The organism is Allobosea minatitlanensis (genome assembly GCF_964020775.1).
In genome coordinates this window covers 4,304,593-4,321,502 of the sequence record NZ_OZ224509.1, presented here as the reverse complement: position 1 = coordinate 4,321,502, position 16,910 = coordinate 4,304,593, and the positions used below count along the sequence as shown (strand labels likewise).

The 16,910-nt window shown below is 70.7% G+C and carries 18 protein-coding genes and 1 riboswitch; of the genes, 11 read left to right on the top strand and 7 right to left on the bottom strand.

Annotated features, from left to right (window positions below; all coding sequences use genetic code 11):
- Nucleotides 1-2 precede the first annotated feature (2 nt).
- Genes cobW through ACWH43_RS21140 form a run of 4 tightly spaced genes read right to left on the bottom strand, consistent with a single transcriptional unit; the run spans nucleotide 3 to nucleotide 2,435 of the window.
- Nucleotides 3-1,073 (bottom strand): cobalamin biosynthesis protein CobW, encoded by a 1,071-nt coding sequence (cobW, locus tag ACWH43_RS21155; protein ID WP_158445686.1) that lies wholly within the window; start codon nucleotides 1,071-1,073, stop codon nucleotides 3-5.
- A 4-nt stretch (nucleotides 1,074-1,077) separates the two neighbouring features.
- Nucleotides 1,078-1,467 carry a DUF1636 family protein gene (locus ACWH43_RS21150; RefSeq protein WP_158445687.1) on the bottom strand — a complete coding sequence of 130 codons (390 nt, stop codon included), beginning with the start codon at nucleotides 1,465-1,467 and terminating at the stop codon, nucleotides 1,078-1,080.
- 38 nt (nucleotides 1,468-1,505) lie between these two features.
- Nucleotides 1,506-2,246 (bottom strand): CbtA family protein, encoded by a 741-nt coding sequence (locus ACWH43_RS21145; RefSeq protein WP_158445688.1) that lies wholly within the window; start codon nucleotides 2,244-2,246, stop codon nucleotides 1,506-1,508.
- A gap of 12 nt (nucleotides 2,247-2,258) precedes the next feature.
- Nucleotides 2,259-2,435, bottom strand: a complete 177-nt coding sequence (locus ACWH43_RS21140) for a CbtB domain-containing protein (RefSeq protein ID WP_158445689.1) — start codon at nucleotides 2,433-2,435, stop codon at nucleotides 2,259-2,261.
- Nucleotides 2,436-2,471: 36 nt separating this feature from the next.
- Nucleotides 2,472-2,654: riboswitch (cobalamin riboswitch) on the bottom strand.
- A 106-nt stretch (nucleotides 2,655-2,760) separates the two neighbouring features.
- Between ACWH43_RS21140 and cobU the strand changes: the two genes are divergently transcribed.
- The 4 genes from cobU (at nucleotide 2,761) to ACWH43_RS21120 (ending at nucleotide 6,553) form a co-directional block, all read left to right on the top strand.
- Complete coding sequence (gene cobU, locus ACWH43_RS21135) at nucleotides 2,761-3,282, top strand: bifunctional adenosylcobinamide kinase/adenosylcobinamide-phosphate guanylyltransferase (protein ID WP_158445690.1); 522 nt, start codon at nucleotides 2,761-2,763, stop codon at nucleotides 3,280-3,282.
- 14 nt (nucleotides 3,283-3,296) lie between these two features.
- Nucleotides 3,297-3,908, top strand: a complete 612-nt coding sequence (gene cobO, locus ACWH43_RS21130; RefSeq protein WP_158445691.1) for a cob(I)yrinic acid a,c-diamide adenosyltransferase — start codon at nucleotides 3,297-3,299, stop codon at nucleotides 3,906-3,908.
- A 372-nt stretch (nucleotides 3,909-4,280) separates the two neighbouring features.
- A complete protein-coding gene (locus ACWH43_RS21125) occupies nucleotides 4,281-4,901 on the top strand; it encodes a TetR/AcrR family transcriptional regulator (protein WP_158448260.1) in 621 nt (206 codons plus the stop codon).
- Nucleotides 4,898-6,553, top strand: coding sequence for an acyl-CoA dehydrogenase family protein (locus ACWH43_RS21120; protein ID WP_158446905.1), 1,656 nt, complete (start codon nucleotides 4,898-4,900; stop codon nucleotides 6,551-6,553). The genes ACWH43_RS21125 and ACWH43_RS21120 overlap by 4 nt, the downstream gene beginning before the upstream one ends.
- 2 nt (nucleotides 6,554-6,555) lie before the next feature.
- Here ACWH43_RS21120 and cbiB read toward each other — a convergent pair whose 3' ends face one another.
- Nucleotides 6,556-7,533: an adenosylcobinamide-phosphate synthase CbiB gene (cbiB, locus tag ACWH43_RS21115; protein WP_158446906.1), complete on the bottom strand. Its 978-nt coding sequence runs from the start codon at nucleotides 7,531-7,533 to the stop codon at nucleotides 6,556-6,558.
- On the opposite strand from cbiB, the gene cobD reads away from it, so the two are divergent.
- The 3 genes from cobD (at nucleotide 7,532) to ACWH43_RS21100 (ending at nucleotide 10,870) form a co-directional block, all read left to right on the top strand.
- Nucleotides 7,532-8,581 carry a threonine-phosphate decarboxylase CobD gene (gene cobD, locus ACWH43_RS21110; protein ID WP_260349051.1) on the top strand — a complete coding sequence of 350 codons (1,050 nt, stop codon included), beginning with the start codon at nucleotides 7,532-7,534 and terminating at the stop codon, nucleotides 8,579-8,581. The genes cbiB and cobD overlap by 2 nt on opposite strands.
- Before the next feature lie 84 nt (nucleotides 8,582-8,665).
- Nucleotides 8,666-9,637 carry a D-2-hydroxyacid dehydrogenase gene (locus tag ACWH43_RS21105; RefSeq protein WP_158471777.1) on the top strand — a complete coding sequence of 324 codons (972 nt, stop codon included), beginning with the start codon at nucleotides 8,666-8,668 and terminating at the stop codon, nucleotides 9,635-9,637.
- Between the two features lie 15 nt (nucleotides 9,638-9,652).
- Nucleotides 9,653-10,870 (top strand): MFS transporter, encoded by a 1,218-nt coding sequence (locus ACWH43_RS21100; RefSeq protein WP_158446410.1) that lies wholly within the window; start codon nucleotides 9,653-9,655, stop codon nucleotides 10,868-10,870.
- Nucleotides 10,871-10,879: 9 nt separating this feature from the next.
- On the opposite strand, the gene ACWH43_RS21095 is transcribed toward ACWH43_RS21100, so the two are convergent.
- Entirely contained in the window at nucleotides 10,880-11,407 is a 528-nt protein-coding gene (locus ACWH43_RS21095; protein ID WP_158446409.1) for a hypothetical protein, read from the bottom strand.
- A 97-nt stretch (nucleotides 11,408-11,504) separates the two neighbouring features.
- Nucleotides 11,505-13,142, bottom strand: coding sequence for a GMC family oxidoreductase (locus tag ACWH43_RS21090; RefSeq protein WP_158446408.1), 1,638 nt, complete (start codon nucleotides 13,140-13,142; stop codon nucleotides 11,505-11,507).
- Nucleotides 13,143-13,410: 268 nt separating this feature from the next.
- Here ACWH43_RS21090 and ACWH43_RS21085 point away from each other — a divergent pair, with 268 nt between their 5' ends.
- The 4 genes from ACWH43_RS21085 (at nucleotide 13,411) to ACWH43_RS21070 (ending at nucleotide 16,861) form a co-directional block, all read left to right on the top strand.
- Nucleotides 13,411-15,450: an NAD(+) synthase gene (locus ACWH43_RS21085; RefSeq protein ID WP_158446407.1), complete on the top strand. Its 2,040-nt coding sequence runs from the start codon at nucleotides 13,411-13,413 to the stop codon at nucleotides 15,448-15,450.
- A 508-nt stretch (nucleotides 15,451-15,958) separates the two neighbouring features.
- Nucleotides 15,959-16,168, top strand: coding sequence for a cold-shock protein (locus ACWH43_RS21080; protein ID WP_158446406.1), 210 nt, complete (start codon nucleotides 15,959-15,961; stop codon nucleotides 16,166-16,168).
- 136 nt (nucleotides 16,169-16,304) lie between these two features.
- The gene (gene rpsU, locus ACWH43_RS21075) at nucleotides 16,305-16,571 is read left to right on the top strand and encodes a 30S ribosomal protein S21 (protein WP_158446411.1); all 267 of its coding nucleotides are present in this window, start codon (nucleotides 16,305-16,307) and stop codon (nucleotides 16,569-16,571) included.
- A gap of 38 nt (nucleotides 16,572-16,609) precedes the next feature.
- Nucleotides 16,610-16,861: a transcriptional regulator gene (locus tag ACWH43_RS21070; RefSeq protein WP_260349054.1), complete on the top strand. Its 252-nt coding sequence runs from the start codon at nucleotides 16,610-16,612 to the stop codon at nucleotides 16,859-16,861.
- The last annotated feature ends 49 nt before the right edge of the window (nucleotides 16,862-16,910 follow it).

Sequence of the window (16,910 nt, the reverse complement as noted above, 5' to 3'; positions counted from 1 at the left end):
TGCTACGCCCCCGCCAGCGCCGCTTCCACCGCCTTGAGGTCGAAGCCCTTGAGGCCGATCACGGTGAGCCGCCCGTCGCGCGCTTCGCCCGCGCCCCAGGGGCGGTCGAAATGGTGGCCGACGCGCCGGCCGACGCCCTGCACCACGAGCCGCATCGGCTTGCCCGGCACGGCGGCGAAGCCCTTCAGCCGCAGCACGCCTTCGGCCTCGGCCGCCTTCGCGACGCGCGCCGAGAGCTCTTCCGGCGCGAGACCCGCCGGCAGCGGCACCGCGACGGAGTCGAAATCGTCATGATCGTGGTCGTGCTCGCCCTCGCCGTGATGCGAGGGGCGGGCGGCGAGATCGTTCTCGGCCGCGGCGCTCAAGCCCAGGATCAGCGCCGGCTCGACCTTGCCATGGGTGGTCTCGACGATCTTGATCGCCTTGGGCAGATGCGCGGCGATCTCGGCCTTGACGCGCGCGCGGCCCGCCGCGTCGACGAGGTCGCTCTTGTTGAGCAGGATCAGGTCGGCGCAGAGGATCTGGTCCTCGAACACCTCCTCCAGCGGGTTGTCGTGATCGACCGCGGCGTCGGCCGCCTTCTGGGCCGCGAGCGCCTCGGGGTCGTCGGCGAACTGGCCCTCGGCCACCGCCGGGCCGTCGACCACGGCGATCACCCCGTCGACCGTGACCCGCGAGCGGATCGCCGGCCAGTTGAAGGCGGTGACGAGCGGCTTCGGCAGGGCGAGGCCGGAGGTCTCGATCAGGATGTGCTCGGGCGGATTGGGGCGGTTCAGGAGCTTTTCCAGCGCCGGCACGAAATCGTCGGCGACGGTGCAGCAGATGCAGCCATTCGGCAGCTCGACCACGTCCTCGGCCGTGCAGCCCGCGATGCCGCAGCCGGCGAGGAAGGAGCCGTCGAAGCCGAGATCGCCGAATTCGTTGACGAGCACGGCGAGCTTCTTGCCCTGCGCGTTTTCGAGCAGGTGGCGCACCAGCGTCGTCTTCCCGGCGCCGAGGAAGCCGGTGATGATGGTGCAGGGCGTCTTGCCGAGCGAGGTCTTGCCCAGAGGGGCGGTCTGCGGAGCGTTCATGGGGTCATCCTTGCTGGCGCGCCGGCAAGGGCGGCACGCGCGCGACCACGCCCTTGCGGAAGGACTGCGGCCGCTCTTTCCAGGGAACGATGCCGTTGGCGCTGGCGGCATAGGCCTCCGCCGCGCCGACGATCTCGTCGAGATGGGTTTCGGTTTCGAGGTCGCCGATCAGATAGGTCCATTTGCCGTCGGCACTGAGCGCGATGGTGCAGGGCCGCTTGCAGACGGCGAGGCATTCGACGGGCAGCACGGCGATCCTGCTGCCCCTCGCTTCGAGCTGCGCGGCAAGCCGCTCCGCGAGCCCGATCCCCGGTTGGTCGTAGCCTTCCGGCAGGTCGGGGCGGGGGCGGCGGCAGGCCGTGCAGACATGGATGGTGAGGTCGCCCTCTGACATGGCTGGCCTTCCGGGCGCGGCTTTCGCCGCGTCCTTCCCTAGCGCGCCTCGGCGCGGCGGCCGAGCCACGGCCAGAGCGTGCCGACCGCGAAGGCGGTGACCAGCCAGAGCGCGGCCTGGATACCGAGCGAGAGCGAGGTGAAATGCGCGGCGAGCTCGGCCGGCACCTTGCTTTCCGGCGTCGGCGCATGCGGCGCCCCGACCAGATGCGGCAGCAGGATCACCACCACCGCCAGCAGCTTGAGCCATGGCGCCTGGTAGCGCAGGAACAGGAAGAGCCCGAGCGCGGTGGCGACGGCGGTCCCGAGCCACCAGAGCTGGCGCTCCTGCAGCGCGGCCGCGGCGGCGCCGGGCAGCTCCGGCGCGAGCCCCATTCCGGGCGCCAGGCCGCAGGCGAGGAAGCCGCAGGCGCCCCAGATCAGCGCGCGGCGCTGGTCGATCGTGTCGCCGGCCGCGAGCATGCCGGCCAGCAGCAGCGCGGCGAAGCCGATCGCGGTGCCGATGGTGGCGGCGCTGGTGAAGAGCAGGCGCTGGGGGCCGTCCTCCGGCTTCCACTCGGCCTCGTCATGGCCGGCCCCGGCCTCGTGGTTATGGGCGAGGATGATGCGGGCCTGCCCCTGTGCGAAGGCGAGAGGCGCTCCCGGCCCTTCGCTCATGGCGTTTTCATAGGTTTCCGCCTGGAGGATCAGCGGGGTGGTGGTGACATGCTGGAGGGCGGCGACGACGAGACCGGCCAGAAGCCCGGCCAGGATGCTGACCGCGAGAACGCGCGTGACCATGGCTGGCTTCCCTCAATGGCAGGGGAAGGCGAGGCCGTGGCGGGTGTCGTGCGCGGCGTTGTGGACATTGGTCGAGGCCGCGAAGCCGGTGGTGTAGACCAGGGCGACGCCGACGACGAGGGCGGCGGCGACGGCCTTGACCCTCTCCGATACGCTGGGCCGGGCGGTGGAAACCGAGGCGGTGTTCATGGCGGTTCTCCGTGGCCGCCCCGCCGGCAGCCGGTTGGATCGTTGCGGGTGACGGCAGGTCTCCTGGCTCGCGGGTCCGGTGCCCTCCGCCGCCTTCCCGGAGCGAACTCCAGTGGCGATGGCGCAGGACGCCCGCTTACAGTTGCGGGGGCAGCCGCGGCGTCGCACCGCGTTCCCTTTTCACCTCCTCGCGGAGGCACCGTCGGCGACGATCATTAGCCTTCGGCGTGCGGCTGTGCAATGCAGGGCCGGTCCTTCCTCTACGCGGTCATTCCGGATCTCGCTTCGGTCGTCGGGATGACGGCGAGCGAACCCGAAGCCGCCGATGCAAGCAACGCCCATCCCCCATCTCACCCTCGTCCTCGGCGGCGCCCGCTCCGGCAAGAGCCGCCATGCCGAGGCCCTGGTCGAGGCCCTGCCGGCACCTTGGACCTATATCGCCACCGCGCAGGCCTATGACGACGAGATGCGGGCGCGCATCGCCGAGCACCGGGCGCGCCGCCCGACGGGCTGGGAAACTGTGGATGCGCCGCTGGCCCTCGCCGAAGCCATCGCCGCTCAGCCGGCCGGTCGGCCGATCCTGGTCGACTGCCTGACGCTGTGGCTGACCAACCTGATCCTCGCGGAACAGGATACCGGCGCGGCATGCGAGGCCCTGATCGCCGCCTGCGAAACCGTTTCCGCCCCGCTCGTGCTGGTCGGCAGCGAGGTCGGCCTCGGCATCGTGCCGGAGAACGCGCTCGCCCGCCGCTTCCGCGACGAGGCCGGGCGATTGCATCAGGCGCTTGCGGCGCGCGCGGCCGGCGTGGTCTTCATGGTCGCCGGATTGCCGATGCGGGTGAAGTAGAAGCGAGCGCGACGATGACGACGGACAGCGACGAAGCCGCCCGCCACAAGGCCAAGATGGAGAAGCGCAAGGCGGTGCAGGATGCCGAGGTCGCCTCCAAGACGCTGGAGAAGGGGCTGCTGATCGTCAATACCGGCCCCGGCAAGGGCAAGTCGACGGCGGCCTTCGGGCTGATCCTGCGCGCGCTCGGCCATGGCTGGCGCATCGGCGTGGTGCAGTTCATCAAGGGCGCCTGGTCGACCGGCGAGCGCAGGGCGCTCGAAGCCTTCGGCGATCAGGTCTCGTGGCACAGCATGGGCGAGGGCTTCACCTGGGAGACGCAGGACAAGGCCCGCGACATCGCCGCCGCCGGGCGCGCCTTCGCCAAGGCCAGGGAGCTGATGGCCGATCCGGGCATCCGGCTCCTGGTGCTGGACGAGCTCAACATCGCGCTGCGCTACGATTATCTGCCGCTCGCCGAGGTGGTGGCGACGCTGGCCGCGCGCCGGCCGGATCTGCACATCGTCGTCACCGGCCGCAACGCCAAGCCGGAGCTGATCGAGGCGGCCGACCTCGTCACCGAGATGACCTTGGTGAAGCACCATTTCGCCGCCGGGGTGAAGGCGCAGGAAGGCATCGAGTTCTGAGGGCTTCCGCATGTTCACCGGAGCCTGCGCTCCCGGTCGCGGCCCTTTGCCCCGGCCTTGGTCCGGCCCGGGGATGAACGCCGCGGAAATCCATGCGGTTCAGGAGGGCGAGCGCCGCCGGGATCAGCGCTGCGCCGCCGATGACCCCCGCATCGAGCGGGGCGCCGCGCCGAGCCTTGAACAGCGGCGTGCCGGCATGGCTTCCGGGCCAGTCCCGGCATGACAGCCTGATTTCCCTCGCCGGCCGACGCCCGGTGGTTGCCACCAGCCGTTCCGGCGAGGAGCGATCTCGCCCCTCGATCCATCCGCTTGACGGAAAGCCGCTTTGCTTTCAGATTGAATCTGAATTCAGGTTCAATTTCGGGATCGCGCATGGCCGAGGGAACGGCGAGGCAACCGCGCAAGGCCGGCAAGCGCGAGGCGATCCTGTCCGCCGCGCGCGGCATCGTCGCGGAGGTCGGCTTCCACGAGACCTCGATCGCGGCGGTGGCTTCCGCCAGCGGCGTCTCGACCGGCAGCGTCTATTCCTATTTCGCCTCCAAGGCGGAGCTGATGGCCGAGATCGTCGCGGCGGTCTCGTCGCGCGAGCTTGCCGTGTTGCGCGAGATCGCGGCGAGCGACGCCCCCGTCGCCGAGCGCCTGACGGCGGCGGTCGAGGCCTTCGCCCGGCGCGCCTTCGCCAATCGCCGCCTCGCCTGGTCGATGATCGCCGAGCCCGCCGACCCGGCCGTCGACGCGACGCGGCTCGACTACCGCCGCGCGATCGCCGGGATTTTTCGCGCGCTGGTCGTCGCGGGCGGGAGGCAGGGCGCTTTCCGCCCCGTCGATCCCGATGCCGCTGCCGCGATGATCGTCGGCGGCTTCATGGAGGCGTTGATCGGCCCGCTCTCGCCGGATCGTTCGATCAGCCCTGAACGCGGCCGCGAGATCGCCGCCGCCCTCGCCGATCTCTCCCTCGCCGCCCTGATCTCCCATGAAGGACAGCCCGCATGACCGTGCTCGACGCCTATGGCTACGATACCCATGAGGTGCTGAACCAGGCTCCGGCGCTGGCGGATTACGATGCCTTCGCGGCGGACCCGGCGCTCGGCCGCATCCTAGACGCCTTCGACGCCGGCTGGTTCCGCGAGCAGGCGGGCGCGGTCGGCGGCCATGTCGGCTCGCAAGCGGTTCAGGATCTGGCGCGGCAGGCCAACCGCAACCTGCCGGAACTGCGCACCCATGACCGCTGGGGCCGGCGCATCGACGAGATCGCGTTCCATCCCGCCTGGCATGAACTGATGGGCCTCGCCATGCGCGACGAGTTCCATTCGCTCTGCTGGACCAGGCCGCGGGAGGGCGCGCAGGTGGCGCGCGCGGCGGTGTCCTATCTCTGGAATCAGGGCGAGAACGGCATTTGCTGCCCGCTCGGCATGACCTATTCGGCGATTCCCGTGCTGCAGCGCGATCCGGCGCGCTGGGCCGAGTTCGGCCGGCTGATCACCTCCAGCGACTATGACGGGCGTCCGCTGCCGGCGGCGCAGAAGCGCGGCGGCACCGTCGGCATGGCGATGACCGAGAAGCAGGGCGGCTCGGATCTGCGCCAGACCCAGACGGTGGCGACCCGCAATGCCGACGGAACCTACAGCCTCACCGGCCATAAATGGTTCTTCTCCGTCCCGCATTCCGATGTCTTCCTGACGCTGGCGCGGACAGACGAGGGCGTCTCCTGCTTCGTCGTGCCGGGCTGGCTGCCGGACGGCTCGCGCAACCGTCTCCAGATCCAGCGGCTCAAGGACAAGTGCGGCAACAGGTCGAACGCCTCCTCCGAGGTCGAATTCCGCGGCGTGATCGCCCATCTCATCGGCGAGCCCGGCCACGGCATCCGCGCCGGGCTGGAGATGAACCACTACACCAGGCTCGATTTCGCCGTCGGCTCGGCCGGGCTGATGCGCCATGCCGTGGCGCAGGCGGCGCATCACACCGCGCATCGCCGCGCCTTCCAGAAGGCGCTGATCGACCAGCCGATCATGACGAATGTGATCGCCGACCTCGCGCTCGAGGTCGAGGCCTCCGCCTGGCTCGCCTTCCGCTTCGTCCATGCGCTCGACCGCGAAGGCGAAAGCGAGGCGGAGAAGCTGATCGGCCGCATCGGCGCGCCGATCGCGAAATACTGGAACTGCAAGCGCGCCACGCCGGTCGTGGTCGAGGCGCTCGAATGCCATGGCGGCAACGGCTTCATCGAGGACCATCTGATGGCGCGGCTCTACCGCGAGGCGCCGCTCAACGGCATCTGGGAGGGCACCGGCAATGTCGTCTGCCTCGACGTGCTCCGCTCGATCCGCCGCTATCCGGATTGCGTCCCGGCCTTGCTCGACGAATTGCGCGCCGCCCGCGGCAGCGATCCGCGCTTCGACGCCTTCCTCGGCGAGCTTGAGACCGATCTGGTCGACGTGCTCCGCCACGAGCATCTGGCGCGGCGCTTCGTCGAGCGGATGGCGCTCGGGCTCTCGGCCTCGCTGCTGATCCGCCATGCGCCGCATGCGGTCGCAGACGCCTATGTCGCCTCGCGGCTGGCCGGCGGCTGGTCCGGCCATTTCGGCGCGCTGCCGCAGGGGGCCGACCTCCAGGCCATTGCGCGGCGTGCGGTGCCGGTGCCGGAATAAGCTCAGATCAGCGTCACCATCGCCAAGAGCGCGGCCAGCGCCCAGAGCAGGCCGCAGGCGCGCCGATAGAGCGCGAGCGCCCGGCGGATGTCGCCCGCCTTCGCCTCGGCCCGGCCGTCGCCCATCCAGTGATCCTCGACGCGGGTTTCGCCATAGATGCGGGGCCCGGCGAGGCGCAGGCCCAGCGCCCCGGCCATCGCAGCCTCCGGCCAGCCGGCATTGGGCGAGCGGTGCTTGCCGGCATCGCGCCGGATCGCCCGCCAGGCACCGCCGGCATCGACGTTACGGTCGAGCGCCGCCGCGGCGACCAGCAGCAGCGCCGTCAGGCGCGAGGCCGGCAGGTTGACGAGGTCGTCGAGACGGGCCGAAGCCCAGCCGAAGGCGAGATGGCGGGGCGTGCGGTGGCCGATCATCGAATCGGCGGTGTTGATCGCCTTGTAGGCGGCGATGCCGGGCAAGCCGCCCAGCCCCAGCCAGAAGGCCGGCGCGACGATCCCGTCCGAGAAATTCTCGGCGAGGCTTTCGATCGCGGCGCGCGACACGCCGGCTTCGTCCAGCGTCCGCGGATTGCGCCCGACGATCATCGCGACGGCCTTTCGCCCCCCTTCCAGCCCCGCCTGTTCGAGCCCTTCGGCGACCCGGGCGACATGTTCGTGGAGGCTGCGCTGGGCGATCAGCGTCGAGGCGAGGAGCGCGAGCGGGACGAGGCCGAGTGGTCCGAAGGACAGGCAGAGGCGCTGGAGCAGCGCCGACACGGCGATGGCGACGGCGAGCAGCAGCGCGAGCGCCAGCACGCCCATCGTCTTGCGCAGGGCGAAGGAAGCGGCTTCCCGATTGAGCGCCCGGTCGAGCGCACCGATCAACCGCCCGATCCAGGTGACGGGATGGCCGATCGCGGCATAGAAGCGCTGCGGATAGCCGAACGCCGCCTCGATCAGAAGCGCGAGCACGAGCAGCGGCAGGCTGGCGGAGAGGGTCATGCGGGGCGCGAACGCGATGGGGGCGAGGAACGTGGCTGAGGACGGCATCTGGCATGGCGGCGATCTCGCCACGGCCCGCGCGCTCTTTCCGGAAGCGCCGCAGCCCTGGATCGATCTCTCCACCGGGATCAACCCGATCCCCTATCCGCTTCCGGCGCTGCCGTTAAGCCTCTGGACGCGCCTGCCCGGGGCGGATGAGGAGGCCGCGCTGATCGCCGCCGCGCGTGCGGCCTATCGCGTCCCGGTCCAGGCCGGCATCGTCGCCGCGCCCGGCACGCAGATCCTGATCGAATTGCTGCCGCGCCTCGCGCCCGCCGGCCCCGTCGCCATCCTCGGCCCGACCTATGCCGAGCACGGCCATGCCTGGCGCAAGGCGGGCTTTGCCGTGACGGAGGTTTCCGCCGCGGCGGAGATCGGAGCGGCCGCCACGGTCGTCGTGGTCAATCCCAACAACCCGGACGGGCGCGTGCTCCGGCGGGAAGAGCTCGCGAGGCTCGCCGCAGGATGCGCGGCCCGCGGCGGCCTGCTCGTCGTCGACGAGGCCTTCGCCGATTTCACGCCCGAGGCCAGCCTCGTGCCCGGCCTGCCAGCCGGGGTCGTCGTCTTGCGCTCCTTCGGCAAGACCTATGGGCTCGCGGGCCTGCGCCTGGGCTTCGCCATCGGCGCGCCGGGTGCGATGGCGCGCCTCGCGGCAGGGCTCGGCCCCTGGCCGGTCGCCGGCCCGGCCCTGCATGTCGGGGCGCGGGCGCTGGCGGATCCCGCCTGGCTCGCCGAGGCCGGCGCGGCGCGCGCCCGCGACGCCGCGCGGCTCGACGCGCTGCTCGCGCCGCATGGCCGCGTCGTCGGCGGCGCCGGCCTGTTCCGCCTGCTGGAGAGCCCGGCGGCTGCGGCGCTCTTCGCCCGGCTCGGGCGCCGCGGCATCTATGTCCGCCGCTTCCGGGACGCGCCGGAGCGGCTGCGCTTCGGCCTGCCCGGCGATGAGGCCGCCTGGTCTCGCCTGCATGCGGCGCTCCTCGCGGATGCGCCGGAGGCGCCGCCGCCAGCGTGAGGCTTGCATGCGGTCAGCGCCGGGACGGGAGCCGGCGCACCGGCTAACCTCGGGAAAACCGCGGATTCGGGAGGGATGGACGCGATGGGTTTCTTGCCAGCGGAGCGCGAGCTGACGATCGGCTTCGCCCATGCCGCCTACCGGATGCAGGAGGAGTTCGCGGCGCGCGGACGGGCGGCGAGAAGCTTCGAGATGCGCAGCTTCGAGGAGCTGTGCGAGCACGGGCCGGAAGCCGACGTTCTGGTCGTCTCCGGCCTCTGGCGCAACGATCTGCTGTCGCGCCTGCCGAAGCTGCGCTTCATCCAGTCGATCAGCGCCGGCACCGACCAGTTCGACAAGGCGGCGCTGGCGCAGGCTGGCGTCCGGCTCGCCAGCGCCCAGGGCGGCAATGAGCGCGCCGTGGCCGAGCATGCGATGTCGCTGATCCTGGCGCTGGCTCGCCAGCTCCATCTCGCCCGCGACAATCAGGCGGCGCGGCATTGGCGCCCGATGATCGGCGACCGCGCCCGCCGCGAGGACGAGCTCGGCGGCAAGACGCTGGTGATCGTCGGCCTCGGCCGCATCGGCCTGCGGCTGGCCAGGCTGGCCTCGGCCTTCGACATGCGCGTCATCGGCGTGCGCCGCAATCCGGAGGCCCATCCCCATGTCCAGGAGATCGTCCGGCCCGACCGTCTCGCCGCGGTGGCGGCGCAGGCCGATTTCGTCGCCCTGACCTGCCCGCTGACGCCCGAAACCGAAGGGCTGGTCGATGCCCGCATCCTCGGCGCGATGCGGCCCTCGGCCTATCTGGTCAATGTCGCGCGCGGCAGGGTCGTCGACGAGGCGGCCCTGCTCGGGGCGTTGCAGGGCGGCGCGATCGCCGGCGCCGGGCTCGACTGCTTCCACGAGGAGCCCTTGCCCGCCGCCTCGCCCTTCTGGCGGCTGCCGCAGGTCATCGTCACGCCGCACAGCGCCGGCGAGACGCGGCTCTACGAGCGCAACGTCGTCGACATCCTGCTCGACAATCTCGACCGGCTGGCGCGGGGCGACGCCGAGCTGCGCAACGGGCTCGTCTAGCAAAGGCCGGCGCGCGTGCCCTCTCCCCATCTGTTCCGGCCGGGCGGGCCGCTGCTGATCCCGGCGCTCGGCGTGACGCAGATCTTCGGCTATGGCGCGCTCTATTACGCCTTCACCGTGCTGGCGCCGCGGATCACGGCCGAATTCGGCTGGGCGCCGGAATGGACCTTCGGCGGTTTCGCGGTCGGCGTGCTGCTCGGCGGGGCGGTCGCCCCCGTCACGGGCGGCCTGATCGACCGCTACGGCACGCGGCTGGTGATGACTCTGGGCTCGGCGCTGGCGGGACTGTCGCTGCTGGCGCTGGCCGAGGCGCGCGGCCTCGCCGGCTATGTCGCGGCGATGGTGGCGCTCCAGGCGGTGACGACGGCGGTGTTCTACGACGCCGCCTTCGCGGCGCTGACGCAGGCGCGCGGCAGCCAGGCGCGGCGCGCCATCAGCCTGCTCACCTTGATCGGCGGCTTCGCCTCGACCCTGTTCTGGCCGCTGACCAGCGCGCTTCTCGGCCTGCTCGACTGGCGCGGGGTCTACCGGCTCTACGGCCTGTCGCAGTTCCTCGTCTGCGTGCCGCTGCATCTCGTCTTCCTGCCGGGCCGCGTGCGCCGTCCGGTGGCCGCCGCCGCGGTCCAGGCGGTGGCGGAAACGCCGCCGGAGGCCGCCTATCTGCACGGCGCGGCGCGGCGCCGCGCCTTCCTGCTGCTGGCCTTCGCCTTCTCGCTGCAGGGCTTCGTCATCTCAGCCATGGCCGTGCATATGCTGACGCTGCTGCGCGGTTTCGGGCTCGCCGCTTCCGTCGCCGTCGGCATCGGCGCGATGCTGGGGCCGTCGCAGGTGGCGGGGCGGCTGGCCGAGATGCTGTTCGGCCGGGCCGTGCCGCCGGTCGCCACGGCCTGGGTCGCCGCCTGCCTGATGCCGCTCGGCCTGCTGCTTCTGCTCGCCGGCGGGGCGCAGCCGCTCGTCGCCGGCGCCTTCGCCCTGGCCTTCGGCATCAGCATGGGGCTGAGCTCGATCGTGCGCGGCACGGTGCCGCTCCAGCTCTTCGGCCCGGTCGGCTTCGGCGCGACGATGGGGCGGCTCTCCGCGCCGGGCCTCGTGATCAAGGCGGCGGCGCCGCTCGTCCTGTCGGTGTCGCTGGAGCGCGGCGGCGTGGTGGTCTCGACGCTGCTGCTGGTCGCCGTCTCGGCGCTGGCGGCAGGAGCGCTGTTCGCGCTGGCGCGGGGCCGCCCGCCGGGCTGAGGCCGGCCGTCACGCCAGCATCATGCGCCACCAGCGCCGCGCGGCGTCGCGCGTCCGCAGCGCGAAGCCGTAGGCCGGGGTCTCCCTGACCCAGCCGAGCACCCGGTCGCGGACCCGCACCACCTGTCCCATGATCCAGGCGAACCAGCGATAGCTCAGGAGCTTCTCGCGCCCGGCATGGTAGATGCGCTCGACGAAGACGAAGCTCATCAGATGGGCGAAGGCCGTCACCGCGAGCCCGGCCCAGAACCGCCCATCCGCGAACAGCAGCAGGCCGACGAGCTTCAGCGGCTCGGCGATGGCGAAGGGGATGGCCAGCGCCAGCAGGACGAGCGGGCGCGGCAGGCCGGCGACGGCGGCCTCCAGCCGGCGCATGGCGCGCAGGCCCGCGAGCTTGCGGATCAGCGGCCGGTAGAGCGGCCGCAGCAATTCGTCGAGGAGGATGAAGACGGCGAGCGCCCCGCGCAGCACCGCGAGCAGGCCGCGCAGGAGCGGGCCGCGTTCCGGGGCGGGCGGGGGCGGGAGCTGATCGGACATCGCAGGGCGAGTCATAAGCCCGGATTCATGGCGTTTCCATGTTGCGCGGCATCCGTCGCCGCTTCGCTCCTCACAAGGATATGCGGCGGGGGGAGGCCTAGCCGCGCGCATCCTCCAGCATCATCGCCACGCCCTTCTCGGCGATCATCATCGTCGGGTTGGCGGTGTTGCCCGAGGTGATGGCCGGCATCACCGAGGCGTCGATGACGCGCAGCCCCGCCACGCCGCGGACCTTCAGCCGGCCGTCGAGCACGGCCTGCGGATCGTCCTCGCGGCCCATCTTCGCGGTGCCGACCGGGTGGAAGATCGTGGTGCCGAGCCTGCCCGCCGCCTCCAGCATCTCCTCGTCGGATTGCGTCGCCGCCCCGGGCAGATATTCCTCCGGCCGGTAGCGGGCGAGCGGCGCCTGCGCCACGATCCTGCGCGTCAGCTTCAGCGCGTCGACCGCGACCCGCTTGTCCTCCGCGGTGTCGAGATAGTTCGGCGCGATCACCGGCGTGTCGAAAGGGTCGGCCGAGCGCAGATGGATGCTGCCGCGGCTGGTCGGCCTGAGGTTGCAGACGCTCGCGGTGAAGGCGTCGAAGGGGTGCAGGCCCGAGCCCCAGCTATCCAGCGAGAGCGGCTGGAAATGATATTGCAGGTTCGCCGTCGCATAGTCCGGCGAGGATTTGGCGAAGGCGCCGACCTGCGAGGGCGCCATGGTCAGGGGCCCGCTGCGCAGGGCCGCCCATTGCAGCGCCATCAGCGGCCGGCGCCAGAGCTTCGCGTAGTCGCTGTTCAATGTCCTGATGCCGTGGACCTTGTAGACCGGGCGGATCTGGAGATGGTCCTGCAGGTTCTCGCCGACGCCGGGCGCGTCGACCAGCGTCTCGATGCCGAGCCCTTGCAGCCGCGCCCCGGCGCCGATGCCGGAGCGTTCGAGCAGCAAGGGCGAAGCGACGGCCCCGGCCGACAGCACGACCTCGCCGCGGACCTCGACCCTCAGCTTCTCGGTGCCATGGGTGAATTCCACCGCTTTCGCCCGCCCGTCCGCGAAGACGATGCGCTCGACATGGACGCGGGTCTCGAGCCTGAGATTGTCGCGCTTGTCGATCACCGGCTTGATGAAGGCGTTGAAGGCCGAGAGGCGCCGGCCGCGCCGCTGGTTCACCTGGAAATAGGAGGAGCCGGTGTTGTCGCCGGTGTTGAAGTCCGGGATCTTGGCGATGCCGGCCGCCTCGGCCGCGTCGCGGATGGCGTCGAGGATGGCCCAGCGCACGCGCGGATGCTCGACGCGCCACTCCCCGCCGGCCCTGTGCAGCCCGCCCGGCGGCGGGGCGATATGGTCCTCGTGCTTGAGGAAATAGGGCAGGACGTCGTCCCAGCCCCAGCCGGTCAGCCCGAGCTGGCGCCAGCCGTCGTAATCGGCCGCCTGGCCGCGCATATAGACCATGGCGTTGATCGCCGAGGAGCCGCCGACGACCTTGCCGCGCGGATAGGCCAGGCTGCGGCCGCCGAGCCCGGCCTGCGGCTCGGTCTGGAACATCCAGTCGGCGCGCGGATTGCCGATGGCGAAGAGATAGCCGACCGGGATGTGGAACCAGATCCAGTCGTCCTTGCCGCCGGCCTCCAGCATCAGGACCTTGGTGCCGGGATCGGCGGAGAGCCGGTTGGCGACCACGGAGCCGGCCGAGCCCGCGCCGATAACGACATAATCGAAGGTGCCGATGAGGCGGCGGTCGGAGGCGTCGGACATGGCGTTTCCCGGATGCGGCGGCGGCTCTGTCCGCTCTGTCGTCCGCCGAGGGATACCGCCTGCCCGCCAGCCCGGCAATCGCGGGACCCTGCGAGCTTCGCCCATCCGGGATGCGCCGGTCCGCCCGGGTCCCCCCGCGCCGCCGCCGCATGGGGCCCCATGCCGCCGCATCGGCGCGGACCTGCCGCGGCTCTCCTTGCCTCGCCCCGCGCCTCTGCGCGATAAGCGGGCGAGGGCGGCCGGCCGCGCGCCGCCCGACGGAGTGTCCATGAGCTTCCGCAACATCTACGCCCAGGGCCTCGTCCGCATCGCCTGCGCCGCGCCGCGGCTGAAGGTGGCGGACCCTGCTTTCAACCTCGCGGAAACGCTGGGCCTGCTGCGCCGCGCCGACGAGGGTGGCGCCGCGCTCTGCCTCTTCCCCGAGCTCGGCCTCAGCGCCTATGCCATCGACGACCTGCTCCAGCAGAACGCGCTGCTCGACGCGGTGCGCGAGGCGCTCGGCCGCCTCGCCGAGGAAACGCGGACGTTGGGCTGCGTCGCCGTGGTCGGCGCCCCGCTCAGGGTCGAGGGCCGGCTGTTCAACTGCGCCGTCGCGCTCCATCGCGGCCGCATCCTCGCCGCGGTGCCGAAGACCTATCTGCCGAACTACCGCGAGTTCTATGAGCGCCGCCAGTTCGCCTCGGGCGAGCGCGCCGGCGCGCTCTATATCGAGCTCTGCGGCCAGGAGGTGCCCTTCGGCACCGACATCCTGCTGACGGCGACCGATATCCCGGATCTCACCGTCCATATGGAGATCTGCGAGGACGTCTGGACGCCGATCCCGCCCTCCTCCTATGCGGCGCTGGCGGGCGCGACGCTGCTGCTGAACCTCTCCGCCAGCAACGTCACCATCGGCAAGTCGGAATGGCGCCACGCGCTCTGCAAGGCTCACTCCGGGCGCTGCATTGCCGCCTATGCCTATTCCGCCGCCGGCACCGGGGAATCGACCACCGATCTCGCCTGGGACGGGCAGGCGATGATCTACGAGAACGGCGCGCTGCTGGCCGAGGCGGCGCGCTTCGCCAGCGAGCCGCAGCTCATCCTCGCCGATATCGACCTCGAGCGGCTGGTGATGGACCGCATCCGCCAGAACACTTTTGGCGACAGCGCCGACATGCACCGCGACAGGCTGAGCTTCCGCCGCGTCGAGTTCGCGCTCGATCCCGACCGCCAGAGCGATCTCGGCCTCGCCCGCGCCGTCGAGCGCTTCCCCTTCGTGCCGAGCGACGACGCCAGGCTGAACGAGCTCTGCTTCGAGGCCTACAACATCCAGTCGCACGGCCTGCGCAAGCGGCTGGAAAGCACGCGCATCGACAAGGTGGTGATCGGCGTCTCCGGCGGCCTCGATTCGACGCAGGCCTTGATCGTCGCGGCCCATACCTTCGATGCGCTCGGCCTGCCCCGCGAAAACATCCTCGCCTATACGCTGCCCGCCTTCGCAACGAGCAAGGACACCAAGGACAATGCCTGGCGGCTGATGCGGGCGCTCGGCGTCGGGGCCGAGGAGATCGACATGACGCCGGCCTGCCGGCAGATGCTGGTCGATATCGGCCACCCCTTCGCCAAGGGCGAGCCCGTCTACGATATTACCTTTGAAAATGTGCAGGCGGGCGCGCGCACCTCCGTGCTCTTCCGACTCGCCAACCGGCACAATGCGCTGGTGATGGGCACCGGCGACCTCTCGGAGCTGGCGCTCGGCTGGTGCACCTATGGCGTTGGCGATCACATGTCGCATTACAACGTCAACGGCTCGGTACCGAAGACGCTGATCCAGCACCTGATCCGCTGGGTCGCCCAGTCCGGCCGCTTCGGCGAGGAGGCCTCGGCGGTGATGCTCGACATCCTCGCGACCGAGATCTCGCCCGAGCTGGTGCCGGGCGTGGGCGACAAGCCGGCGCAGAAGACCGAGGATTTCGTCGGTCCCTATGCGCTGCAGGATTTCAACCTGTTCTACACGACGCGCTACGGCTTCAGGCCCAGCAAGGTCGCCTTCCTCTCCGCGCATGCCTGGAGCGACGCCGGCAAGGGCGCCTGGCCGCCGAACATCGAGGCCGACAGGCGCGTCGCCTACGACCTGCCCACCATCAAGCGCTGGCTCGGCGTCTTCATCCGCCGCTTCTTCGAGACCAGCCAGTTCAAGCGCTCGGCCGTGCCGAACGGGCCGAAAGTCTCCTCCGGCGGCTCGCTCTCGCCGCGCGGCGACTGGCGCGCGCCCAGCGACGCCTCGGCCGCGCCCTGGCTCCGGGATTGGGAGCGGATTCCGGATTGAGCGCGAGGAAAGGGCGCGGGTGCGGGAGCTTGCGCCCTTTGGCGCCCTTGTCCCGGGCTCAGCTCGTCTCGGCTCAAAGGCGGCTGCGCCCGCCAGGGCCGTTCCCCGAATTGCCGAATGGCGCCAGGCTGTCGCTGCATCGCATCGTCGTTGCGCGGCCCGGCGGCCATGTCTCGAACACGCATGTCTCGAACACGCCTTCGGAGGCTGTTCAAACGCATCCGTGCCTGTGATTCGGCGGCCCGTAACCGCAGGCCCGCCATCGCTTCGATGCAGGCTTCTCGATGCGGGCTGCAGCTTGCTTGATCGGCCGCGTGACATCTTCAATATTTCCGGAATGGATTCCCGATTTGACAATGGGGCCGATAAGTCCCATGTTAGCAAAATCGATCTAGGCCGAACGAATTGGCCCCGCGCTTCATCGCGTATTGCTGACGAACTTCCTGCTCAAATCGAAACATGCGTTGCATAAGCGGCGTGTGAATGGTCGCTTTTACAGGAGGTCAGCATGGCCGGCGGCACTGTCAAATGGTTCAACACGGACAAGGGTTTTGGTTTCATTCAGCCGGAAGGCGGTGGCCAGGATGCCTTCGTCCATATCAGCGCGGTCGAGCGCGCCGGCCTGCGCATGCTTCAGGAAGGCCAGAAGGTCTCCTACGAGCTGGTGCAGGACAAGCGTTCCGGCAAGGTCTCTGCGGACAATCTCCAGGTCGAGTGAGACGGGATACCGTCCGGCGTGACGATCCTCGGATGCGGCGGTCGGATAGTCTGCCTGCTGCTCGATGGAACGGCGGATGGACGCGAAGGGTCGGGGTTCGCCCGGCCCTTTTTGTTTCCACCGAAGGAAAATCCAAATGCAGGTTCTGGTTCGCGACAACAATGTCGATCAGGCGCTACGCGTCCTCAAGAAGAAGATGCAGCGCGAAGGCGTGTTTCGCGAGATGAAGGCGCGCCGGGCCTATGAGAAGCCCTCCGAGCGGCGGACGCGCGAAAAGGGCGAAGCGATCCGCCGGGCTCGCAAGGCGGCGCGCAAGCAGGCCCAGCGTGAAGGATTGCTGCCGGCGCCGAAGCGTGTGGAGCGGCCCGCTCGTCCCGCCCGGCCGGCGCAGCAAGCCCAGTAAGCGGTCCTTTGCCACAGCTTGTACCGAAGGAGGTCGCAGTGTCGGGCACCAGGCTTTCACTGGAAGAGACTCAGTTGCGAGCGCAGAGCAGGGCGACCCTCGCTGCGCAACGCCGCGCCGAGGCCGAAACGGCTCTCGAGGCGTTGCGCGTCGAACAGGCGGCCATCCGCGAGCGTACGGCCCGATTGCGCGCCCTGCGGCTCGCGAAGGAGGCCGCCGATGCCGCGATCGCCGCGGCGAGCCCGCCGCCTGCGAAGCGGAGTGTCCGGGGCAAGCGAAGCACGGCCTGACCCGACACGACAGGAGGGCGGCCATGGCTACGGCCGTATGGCCGGGCCT

Coding starts and splice junctions, on each gene's coding strand:
- ACWH43_RS21150 (WP_158445687.1), bottom strand. CDS start 1,467: ATGTCAGAGGGCGACCTCACCATCCATGTCTGCACGGCCTGCCGCCGC.
- ACWH43_RS21120 (WP_158446905.1), top strand. CDS start 4,898: ATGACCGTGCTCGACGCCTATGGCTACGATACCCATGAGGTGCTGAAC.
- ACWH43_RS21145 (WP_158445688.1), bottom strand. CDS start 2,246: ATGGTCACGCGCGTTCTCGCGGTCAGCATCCTGGCCGGGCTTCTGGCC.
- ACWH43_RS21095 (WP_158446409.1), bottom strand. CDS start 11,407: ATGTCCGATCAGCTCCCGCCCCCGCCCGCCCCGGAACGCGGCCCGCTC.
- cobU (WP_158445690.1), top strand. CDS start 2,761: ATGCAAGCAACGCCCATCCCCCATCTCACCCTCGTCCTCGGCGGCGCC.
- cobO (WP_158445691.1), top strand. CDS start 3,297: ATGACGACGGACAGCGACGAAGCCGCCCGCCACAAGGCCAAGATGGAG.
- ACWH43_RS21085 (WP_158446407.1), top strand. CDS start 13,411: ATGAGCTTCCGCAACATCTACGCCCAGGGCCTCGTCCGCATCGCCTGC.
- cobD (WP_260349051.1), top strand. CDS start 7,532: ATGCGGGGCGCGAACGCGATGGGGGCGAGGAACGTGGCTGAGGACGGC.
- ACWH43_RS21105 (WP_158471777.1), top strand. CDS start 8,666: ATGGGTTTCTTGCCAGCGGAGCGCGAGCTGACGATCGGCTTCGCCCAT.
- ACWH43_RS21090 (WP_158446408.1), bottom strand. CDS start 13,142: ATGTCCGACGCCTCCGACCGCCGCCTCATCGGCACCTTCGATTATGTC.
- ACWH43_RS21080 (WP_158446406.1), top strand. CDS start 15,959: ATGGCCGGCGGCACTGTCAAATGGTTCAACACGGACAAGGGTTTTGGT.
- cbiB (WP_158446906.1), bottom strand. CDS start 7,533: ATGACCCTCTCCGCCAGCCTGCCGCTGCTCGTGCTCGCGCTTCTGATC.
- rpsU (WP_158446411.1), top strand. CDS start 16,305: ATGCAGGTTCTGGTTCGCGACAACAATGTCGATCAGGCGCTACGCGTC.
- cobW (WP_158445686.1), bottom strand. CDS start 1,073: ATGAACGCTCCGCAGACCGCCCCTCTGGGCAAGACCTCGCTCGGCAAG.
- ACWH43_RS21140 (WP_158445689.1), bottom strand. CDS start 2,435: ATGAACACCGCCTCGGTTTCCACCGCCCGGCCCAGCGTATCGGAGAGG.
- ACWH43_RS21125 (WP_158448260.1), top strand. CDS start 4,281: ATGGCCGAGGGAACGGCGAGGCAACCGCGCAAGGCCGGCAAGCGCGAG.